General features: G+C 64.8%; 11 protein-coding genes. All 11 read right to left on the reverse strand.

The features are described 5' to 3' along the window. Positions 1-115: 115 nt before the first annotated feature. Positions 116-625, reverse strand: coding sequence for a sigma-70 family RNA polymerase sigma factor (locus K9L28_02215; GenBank protein ID MCF7935145.1), 510 nt, complete (start codon positions 623-625; stop codon positions 116-118). Then, positions 622-1,929, reverse strand: a complete 1,308-nt coding sequence (locus K9L28_02220) for a thymidine phosphorylase (GenBank protein MCF7935146.1) — start codon at positions 1,927-1,929, stop codon at positions 622-624. Before K9L28_02220 ends, K9L28_02215 begins: the two co-directional genes overlap by 4 nt. Continuing rightward, a complete protein-coding gene (locus tag K9L28_02225) occupies positions 1,922-2,755 on the reverse strand; it encodes a purine-nucleoside phosphorylase (protein ID MCF7935147.1) in 834 nt (277 codons plus the stop codon). Before K9L28_02225 ends, K9L28_02220 begins: the two co-directional genes overlap by 8 nt. Positions 2,756-2,799: 44 nt before the next feature. After that, positions 2,800-3,687, reverse strand: a complete 888-nt coding sequence (locus tag K9L28_02230) for a tyrosine-type recombinase/integrase (protein MCF7935148.1) — start codon at positions 3,685-3,687, stop codon at positions 2,800-2,802. A 94-nt stretch (positions 3,688-3,781) separates the two neighbouring features. Beyond that, the gene (locus tag K9L28_02235; GenBank protein ID MCF7935149.1) at positions 3,782-4,312 is read right to left on the reverse strand and encodes an NUDIX hydrolase; all 531 of its coding nucleotides are present in this window, start codon (positions 4,310-4,312) and stop codon (positions 3,782-3,784) included. Between the two features lie 13 nt (positions 4,313-4,325). Continuing rightward, positions 4,326-4,883, reverse strand: coding sequence for a 2-oxoacid:acceptor oxidoreductase family protein (locus K9L28_02240; protein ID MCF7935150.1), 558 nt, complete (start codon positions 4,881-4,883; stop codon positions 4,326-4,328). A 12-nt stretch (positions 4,884-4,895) separates the two neighbouring features. Further along, on the reverse strand, positions 4,896-5,642 hold the full coding sequence (locus K9L28_02245) for a 2-oxoglutarate oxidoreductase (GenBank protein ID MCF7935151.1): 747 nt from the start codon (positions 5,640-5,642) through the stop codon (positions 4,896-4,898). Then, the gene (vorB, locus tag K9L28_02250) at positions 5,642-6,715 is read right to left on the reverse strand and encodes a 3-methyl-2-oxobutanoate dehydrogenase subunit VorB (protein ID MCF7935152.1); all 1,074 of its coding nucleotides are present in this window, start codon (positions 6,713-6,715) and stop codon (positions 5,642-5,644) included. The genes K9L28_02245 and vorB overlap by 1 nt, the downstream gene beginning before the upstream one ends. A 71-nt stretch (positions 6,716-6,786) precedes the next feature. Further along, positions 6,787-7,005 carry a 4Fe-4S binding protein gene (locus K9L28_02255; protein ID MCF7935153.1) on the reverse strand — a complete coding sequence of 73 codons (219 nt, stop codon included), beginning with the start codon at positions 7,003-7,005 and terminating at the stop codon, positions 6,787-6,789. Position 7,006: 1 nt separating this feature from the next. Then, positions 7,007-7,750: a hypothetical protein gene (locus tag K9L28_02260; protein ID MCF7935154.1), complete on the reverse strand. Its 744-nt coding sequence runs from the start codon at positions 7,748-7,750 to the stop codon at positions 7,007-7,009. Next, the coding region (locus K9L28_02265; GenBank protein MCF7935155.1) for a hypothetical protein at positions 7,720-8,237 on the reverse strand (518 nt) is incomplete at its 5' end. The genes K9L28_02260 and K9L28_02265, both read right to left, overlap by 31 nt.

An 8,237-nucleotide genomic window follows, 5' to 3' on the forward strand; every position in this document is an offset into this window, starting at 1 on the left:
AGAGAGGCTTTTCCTCTCGTCCCGTGTACTCCTCGAAGGCTTTCGGCGAAACGTCTCCGTCCTGCGTTCGTACCGAATGGAAAGGCAGGAGGGGGCATTGCGGGACAGGAGGCGGTCAGGATTCCCTCCAGAGCGCCCAGGCCTTGGTGCGGATACGGGAGAGGGCGTTTTCCATACGCTTGTAGGGCCACCCCAGCAGGCGCGCCGCCTGCGCACATCCCCCGGCGACACAGAAGGCATCCAGCGCCGCCGTCTCCAGCGGGGTCAGCCTTTCGAGCAACCGCTCGAAGAGATCGTTCCGTTCCACCACGTCCCAGATAGGGCGATCGTGCTCGGGCATGGTCTCCGGCTGCTCCCGATAGCGCCGGATCCGCCGGAGGTAGGAGATCATCCGGTTCCGAATGCAGCTGCAGGCAAAGCCGGCGAAGGAACCCCGCTCGGGGCGGAACCGCCCGATCCCGTTGTAGAGACCGATCATCCCCTCCTGGATCAGATCGTCCTTGAGATGGGCGTCCCCTCCGGCAAGGTCGCCGGCCTTCTTGCGGGCATAGGGGAGGAAGGCGATGAGGGCCTCCCGGGCATCAACGGGAGCGCCCCCCTCCCCCTGGTGTTCCTCGACACTCATGATCCCACACGACCGAGCATCAGAGACGGGGCAGCGGCCCCGTCGCCGACGGTCCATGCATCTTCAAGCATGGCCAGGGCATCGTTCAGCCGACTTCCGTCGTTGTAGTAGAGCCGCAGCAGGGCATCATCCCTCGACACCGGATCGCCCACCTTGCGCAGCATGCGTATCCCCACGGCGTGGTCGATGGGATCGTCGGTACGCTTCCGACCGCCGCCGAGATCGCGCACCGCACCGCCGATCCGTCGTCCGTCCAGCCGCAGGAGCGTTCCCTCCCGGTCCGACCTGATATCGTAGTACGAAGCGGCAAGCTCCATATGCTCCTCCGGACTGTCCAGCACGCGTCGTTCCACACCCTGGGCCTCCAGCATGGCGAGGAAACGGCGGTAGGCCTCCCCCGAATCGAGCACCCTGCGGCAGCGCTCCCTGGCGGTCTCCGGGGACGCGGCGTCGCCGTGGAGAAGGATCATCTCCGCGGCGAGCTCCAGGCAGAGCTCCCTCGTGTCGGCGGGCCCTCCACCCCGCAGCACCGCACAGGCCTCACGGACCTCGCAGGCGTTGCCCACCCACTCGCCAAGGGGCTGTTCCATCCCCGTAATGAGGGCGACGGCCCTCCTGTCCAGCCGCCGGGCAAGACCCACCAGCTGTTCGGCCAGTGTTCGGGCCTCCTCCGGGGTCTCCATGAAGGCGCCGCTGCCGCACTTGACATCGAAGACGAAGCCCGCCGAACCGCCGGCCATCTTCTTGCCGAGGATGCTGCTGCAGATCAGCGGGAGCGAGGGCACCGTTCCCGTGACATCCCGGAGAGCGTAGAAGATCCCCTCCGCCGGGGCCAGCTCGCCGGAATGGCCCGAGACGGCACATCCCAGCCTCTCCACCTGGGCGACAAAGGTCTTCATGGAGAGATGGGCGTCGAAACCCGGGATCGACTCCAGCTTGTCCACCGTCCCGCCGGTAAAGCCAAGCCCCCGGCCGCTGAGTTTGGCCACGGGAACCCCACAGGCGGCGGCCAGCGGCGCGACAATCAGCGTGGTTTTGTCCCCCACGCCGCCGGTGCTGTGCTTGTCCATACAGCGCTGCCCGCCGGGAAAGGCCACCATGCTGCCCGACCGGGCCAGCGCGTCGGTGAAGGCCACCAGCTCCTCCGGTTCCATGCCCCGGAAATATACCGCCATCAACCAGGCCGCGATCTGATAGTCGGGGATCTCCTGCGCCCCGCAGGCACGGACGAAGTCCTGCAGTTCCGCTGTGCCGTGGGCCCTGCCGTCCCGTTTCGCCTCGACGAAGGCCAGCGGGTCACGCACCGTCTTCACCGAGCTTTCCGAGCATCGACGAGACAAGCCGCTGGAGCCGGTTCGCCGATCTGCCCACCTCGCGGAGCACCTCTTCGTGGCTCAGGGGGGTCCGGGAGATCCCGGCGGCGTAGTTGGCCACACAGGAGATGGCGCAGACCTTCATGCCCATATGGTTGGCCGCGATCACCTCCGGAACGGTGGACATCCCCACCGCATCGGCGCCGAGCATGCCGGCCATGCGGATCTCCGCAGGGGTCTCAAAGGAGGGGCCGCCAAAGGCCACATAGACCCCCTTTTTCAGCTGGATCCCCTGTTCTGCGGCGGTCTCCTCCGCCACAGCCTGCAGTCCGGGATCGTAGGCTGTAGACATGTCGGGGAAGCGGTCCCCCCAGGACGCCTCATTGGGCCCCACCAGCGGGTTCGCCCCCATGAGGTTGATATGATCCTTTATGAGCATCAGGTCCCCGGGGTTCAGTCCGCTGTGGATACCGCCGGAGGCGTTGGTGGCGATATAGACGGAGATCCCCAGCTGCCCCATGACACGTACGGGAAAGACAACCTCCTCCAGGCTGTACCCCTCGTAGGCGTGGGCCCTCCCCTGCATGGCGAGCACAGACACGCCCCCCAGTTCTCCCGCGATCAGCCGGCCCTCGTGGCCCGGAGCCGTGCTGTGCGGCCAGGCCGGGATCTCCTCGTAGGGCACCACCGTCGCCCCGGTGATGAAATCAGCCAGTCCGCCCAGGCCGGAGCCCAGAACCAGGCCCACCCTCGGTCGGGCCCCAATCCGTTCTTGCAGGAGCGAACAGGCCTTGTCTACCCTTGTTTTGCTCTCCATGAAGCATGCACCACCTTTTTTGGTTATCGTTCCAGCAGCAGTTCCTACGCCCTGGGATGACAGGCGTCAAAGACCCTGCGGGTCTCGTCGTCGAGATGGGTATACCGCTCCGTGGTCGCGATGGAGGCATGCCCCAGCATCTCCTGCAGCGTACGGAGATCCATGCCGCGGCGGAGCAGATGGGTGGCGAAGGAGTGACGCAGGATATGCGGGTAGAGCTTGCGCTCCGGCAGCCCCGCGGCCAGACCGCGTCGTTTGACCACCAGCCAGATATCCTCGCGCCCCATTGGGTTCCCCCGGCGCGACAGAAAGAGCTCCTTCCGTTCCTGGCGGTTCAGCCGCGGTCTCCCCTCTTCGGTGTAGCGCTTCGTCCGGCGCCGTACCTCGCCGACAAAGGGCAGCAGCCGCTCCTTCTGCCCCTTGCCGGCGGGCTTGATGGTGCCGTTCGCCCCGTCCAGCCGCGCCATGGTCAGCGACGCAAGCTCACTGGCCCGCAAGCCGCAACCGTAGGCAACCTCCAGCAGCGCCCTGTCTCTCAGGGAAAGGGGGTCCGAGCCTTCCACCGCATCGAGGAGGGTGGTCACCTCGGATTCGCTGAGCACCCTGGGGAGCGTCTTCCCCCGGTCGGGGAGGCGTGCCGCAAAGGGTTCGTCCTCGATGGCACCCTCTTCCGCAAGATAGCGGGCCCAGGAGCGCAGCGCAGCGAGATGCCGCTGGATACTGGCCTTGCCGTACTTGGCAGCGGCCAGCGAACGGGCATAGCCGGTCACCTGGGCCTCCCCGAGATCGTAGGGAGAGAGCCCACGGTCCGCACAGAAGGCGCACCAGCGGCGGAGATCGCTCTCGTAGGCCATCAGGGTGTTCCTGCTGCTGCCGCGCTCCATGGCGAGATAGTCGAGAAAGGCCGCCAGGGCCTCACTACAGCGCTCCATGGGGGTCACCATCTCTCAGCACAAGTCTGTAGGCGGGCCGCACGGCCCGCCTACAGGATAGCATATGCAGCTGCCGCGGCATCGCGGAGATGGTTCAGCGCCGGCGGTTGCAGAGCAGCCAGAACAGCGCCGTCAGTGTTTTGCCGTCCTCCACCGCATTCCGGGCGAGGAGCTGAGGGATCTCCTCCGAAGACACCCTGACGATGTCGATGAACTCGTCGTCGTCACCTTCCAGTGAGGAGCGTGTCAGGCCCTGCGCGTGGTAGAGAATCAGCAGCTCGTCGCTGAACCCCGGCGAGGTGTAGAACCGGGCGACCTCTTCCAGTTCGTCGGCGGCAAAGCCGATCTCCTCCTGCAGTTCCCGGTGGGCTGTCTCCCGCGGCTCTTCGCCCTCTTCCACGATGCCTGCGGGGACCTCCAGCAGCATCTTGCCCACCGGATACCGGAACTGCCGGACCAGAAAGATGTCGCCCCTTTCCGTCTCGGCCAGCACCCCCACCGCCGGAGCGTGTTCCACCACGGAACGCTCGGCGGTCTTGCCGTTGGGCAGCGTCACCTCGTCGACACGGAGATTGACGATCCGACCCCTGTAGATCATATCGCTGGAGCGACAGGCTTCGTTCATGCTCTCTCCTTTGTCACGAGACGTGGCGTTTGCCGATCTCGCGGCCCCGGGCGTAGGCCTCCACATTGACCTCCAGCAGATGGGCCTTCTTGGCGCCGAGTTTCTCTTTGATGGTCTCCAGGCAGATCTCGGGATCCACAAGATCCGTGGCCTCGGCGAGCGCACCCAGGGTGATCACATTGGCCACCCTGCTGTTGCCGAGCTCGTTGGCGATGGAGCTCGCCTTAACGGGGACAATGGTGATGTCATCACGGGGGTTCTCGTACTCCACCAGATCCTGGTTGTACAGAAGCGTCCCGCCGGGCTTCACGCTGTCCACGAACTTGGCCAGCGACGGCTTGTTCATGATCACCAGCACGTCGGGGCTCTGCACCACCGGCGAGGCCACCTCCGCCTCGGAGACCACAACGGTGCAGTTGGCCGTTCCCCCGCGCATCTCCGGACCGTAGGAGGGAATCCATGTCACCTGGCGCTGTTGGTTCATGGCCGTGTAGGCCACCAGCTGGCCAAGCGTCAACACCCCCTGGCCGCCGAACCCTGCAACGATAAGACTACGGAAAAAGGCTGCCATGCGTATCCCCCCTTACTCCTCAGGCTGCTTGAATTCCCCAAGCGGATAGTAGGGAATCATGTTCTCAATAAGCCACTTCTTGGCGTCCACAGGCCGCATGCCCCAGTTGGTGGGACAGGTGGAGAGCACCTCCACCATCGAGAAGCCCCGGTCGTCGATCTGCACCTGGAAGGCCTTCTTGATGGCCTGCTTGGCCTTGGTGATGTACTTGGGCTCCGCCACGGTCACCCGGGCGATATAGCCGGGAGCCGCCAGCGTCGCCAGCATCTCGCACATCCGCATAGGATAGCCGTGGGCCTTGGGATCCCGGCCCCTGGGCGAGGTGGTGGTCTTCTGGTCCAGCAGGGTGGTCGGGGCCATCTGGCCGCCGGTCATCCCGTAGATGGCGTTGTTGATGAAGATCACGGAGATCCGCTCGCCGCGGTTGGCGGCATGGATGATCTCCGCCGTTCCTATGGAGGCCAGGTCGCCGTCGCCCTGGTAGGTGAAGCCGATCATATCGGGACGGACCCGCTTGATGCCCGTCGCCACTGCAGGAGCCCGCCCGTGGGCCGCTTCGCACATGTCCGTGTCGATGTAGTTGTAGACAAAGACCGAGCAGCCTACGGGGGCTACGCCGAAGGTCCGTTCCTGGATTCCCAGCTCGTCGATCACCTCGGCGATGATCCGGTGCACCGTGCCGTGCATGCAGCCCGGGCAGTAGTGCGTCGCCACGTCATAGAGCGCCCTGGGACGTTCGAAGATCCTGGTTTCCGCCATCAGGCACACCCCCTTTCCCGTGCCAGCTCCGTCAGTTTCTCGGTGATCTCCTCCACCTGCGGCGGGTGCCCCCCGGAATGCCCGAAGAAGGAGACGGGGATGTCGTGTCCCACGCCGAGCTTCACATCCTCGATCATCTGGCCGCAGTTCATCTCCACCGTCAGGATCGCCTTCACGCTCTCCGGCAGTGTCTCGAAGGTCTCATAGGGGAAGGGATAGACCGTGATGGGCCTGACCAGCCCCACCTTGACCCCCTGTTCGCGCAGGGTGTCCACACTGGAGCGGGCGATCCGGGCCGTGGTGCCGAAGGCGGCGACGACAAGCTCGGCATCGTCGAGGCGATAGGTCTCCACGCGGATCTCCTCATCGCGCATCCGCCGGTATTTCGCCTGCAGCTTCTCGTTGTGCTCGTCCAGCTCGTCGGGATCGAGGTGGACACTCTCCACCAGGGAACGCCCGCCCCGTTCCTTCATGTAGCCGATGGCCCACTCCCTCTTGTCGGGCAGATCCATGGGTTCGGGCTTGCGGAACTCCACAGCCTCCATCATCTGGCCCATAAACCCGTCGGCCAGGACCATCACGGGGTTGCGGTACTTCTCGGCGAGATCGAAGGCGAGCATGGTGAGATCCAGGCCCTCCTGCAGCGTGCTGGGCGCCAGGACCAGCAGGTGGTAGTCGCCGTGCCCCCCGCCCTTGGTGGCCTGCAGGTAGTCGGCCTGCCCGGGGAGGATCCCGCCCAGTCCCGGTCCGCCGCGCACCATGTTGATCAGCACGCAGGGCACCTCGGCACCGGCGATATAGCTGATTCCTTCGGACATCAGGGAAATCCCGGGACTCGACGAGGAGGTCATGATCCGCTCTCCCGTCGCCCCGGCACCCATCAGCATGTTGATCGCGGCAACCTCGCTCTCGGCCTGCAGGTAGACGCCGCCCACCTCGGGCAACCGGCGGGACATGTATTCGGGCAGCTCGTTCTGCGGGGTGATGGGATACCCGAAGAAATGCCGGCACCCCGCCTGTACGGCTGCTTCCGCAAGCGCTTCGTTCCCTTTCATGAGCACTCGATCACTCATCGATGGTTACACCTCCTCCGAAACCACGGGGCGCGCCTGGGCACCCCGAACACCGTTCCCATCCAGTCTGCCTACTCCTCGTCGTCACGATAGACCTCGATGGCCACATCGGGACAGGTAAGCGCACACATCCTGCAGGCGATGCAGCCCTCCTTGAACTGCTCCACCGGCCTGTATCCCCGGCTGTTGATCCGTTCCGAGATCCGGAGAACCCCCGAAGGGCAGACCTCCACACAGAGTCCGCAGCTTTTGCACCGTTCCTCGTTCACCCTGATGTGTCCCTTGGGCAAATCACTCACCCCTTTCCCATGGCAATAGAACGTACCGCGCGAGCGGCCAGAGGGGGACCCCATCCACTTCCGTCCCCAACTCTTCCTCTACCGCAGGCCAGCATGTTTCGCCGACTCCCGCAAACAAAAGGGGAAGCGACAGCTCAGCCGCCGCTTCCCCTGCCACTGCTATGCCGGACCGGATGATATCCGTTCCGGTCTGCTCCATAATATGGGCATTGCTGATGAGTCCCGTCGGCTCGAGCCCCGTCCGGGCCGCTACGGAACGGACGAAATCCACCACCGGCTCCGGCCGGGTCGTCCCGGTCCGGGCCGCATTGACCACCACAAGCAGCGAATAGCCCGCCTCCTCCATGTACGGCCGCAGCTGGGTCAGCGCCAGCGTCCCCCGCTGACCACCGCCGATATCGAGGAACACCCGTCTGGGGCCCGCCACCAGCGAAGGCAACCGCGACGGGATGAGGGGCAGATCGGACCACCGGGCGTTCCCCTCGGTGCTGATCACCTCCAGCCCCTTGTCCTCCAGCTTCGTTTCGATACTCCGGAGACTGAAATAGGGGTTGATGATGTCCGCATCGACGAGAGAAGAGGGCCCTCCCAGATCGGCAAACACCGCAGCGAGATTGACAAGCCATTCGGTCTTGCCCGAGCCGAGTGCCCCGATCAGGGCGATGCTCTTGCCCAGTGCCTGCGGACCAGTCTGGAGCTTCTCGATCAGTGCCGTGCGTCGTTCCTGTGGCTGCATGAAAACCAGAGTCCCTTCTTTCCCTGCAGTCCGTTGAACCAGTCCCGGGCGTCCTGCGGCTTCTTTCCCTGGGGCTGTACGGAAAGCAGCCGCACCGCGTCAGTGCCGCATCCGACCAGCGGGTACCCATCGCTATCCGGCTGGAGCGAACCCGCCGGCAGTGCGTGCCGTACAGGCTGGGTCTTCCATATCTTGACTCGTTTCTCTGCTAGGAGAGCGTACGCCCCAGGGGAAGGATGGAGCGCTCGGACCAGGTTGTGAACGGCATCTCCTCCTGCATCCCACCGGATACAGGCCTCGTCTTTGCTGATCTTCGGCGCGCAGGTGGCCTCTTGGTGATCCTGCGGCCGCTCGTCGACCTCGCTATTCTGTAATAATTGTAAAACATCCGTCAGAATTTTACCACCCTTACGGGCCAGGTCCTCCAGCATCCCGCCGGCGGTTTCCTCCGACCCGATCGCCACTCGCTCACGGCCGAGGAGCGGCC

The sequence above is a fragment of the Synergistales bacterium genome (assembly GCA_021736445.1).
Taxonomy (GTDB): domain Bacteria; phylum Synergistota; class Synergistia; order Synergistales; family Aminiphilaceae; genus JAIPGA01.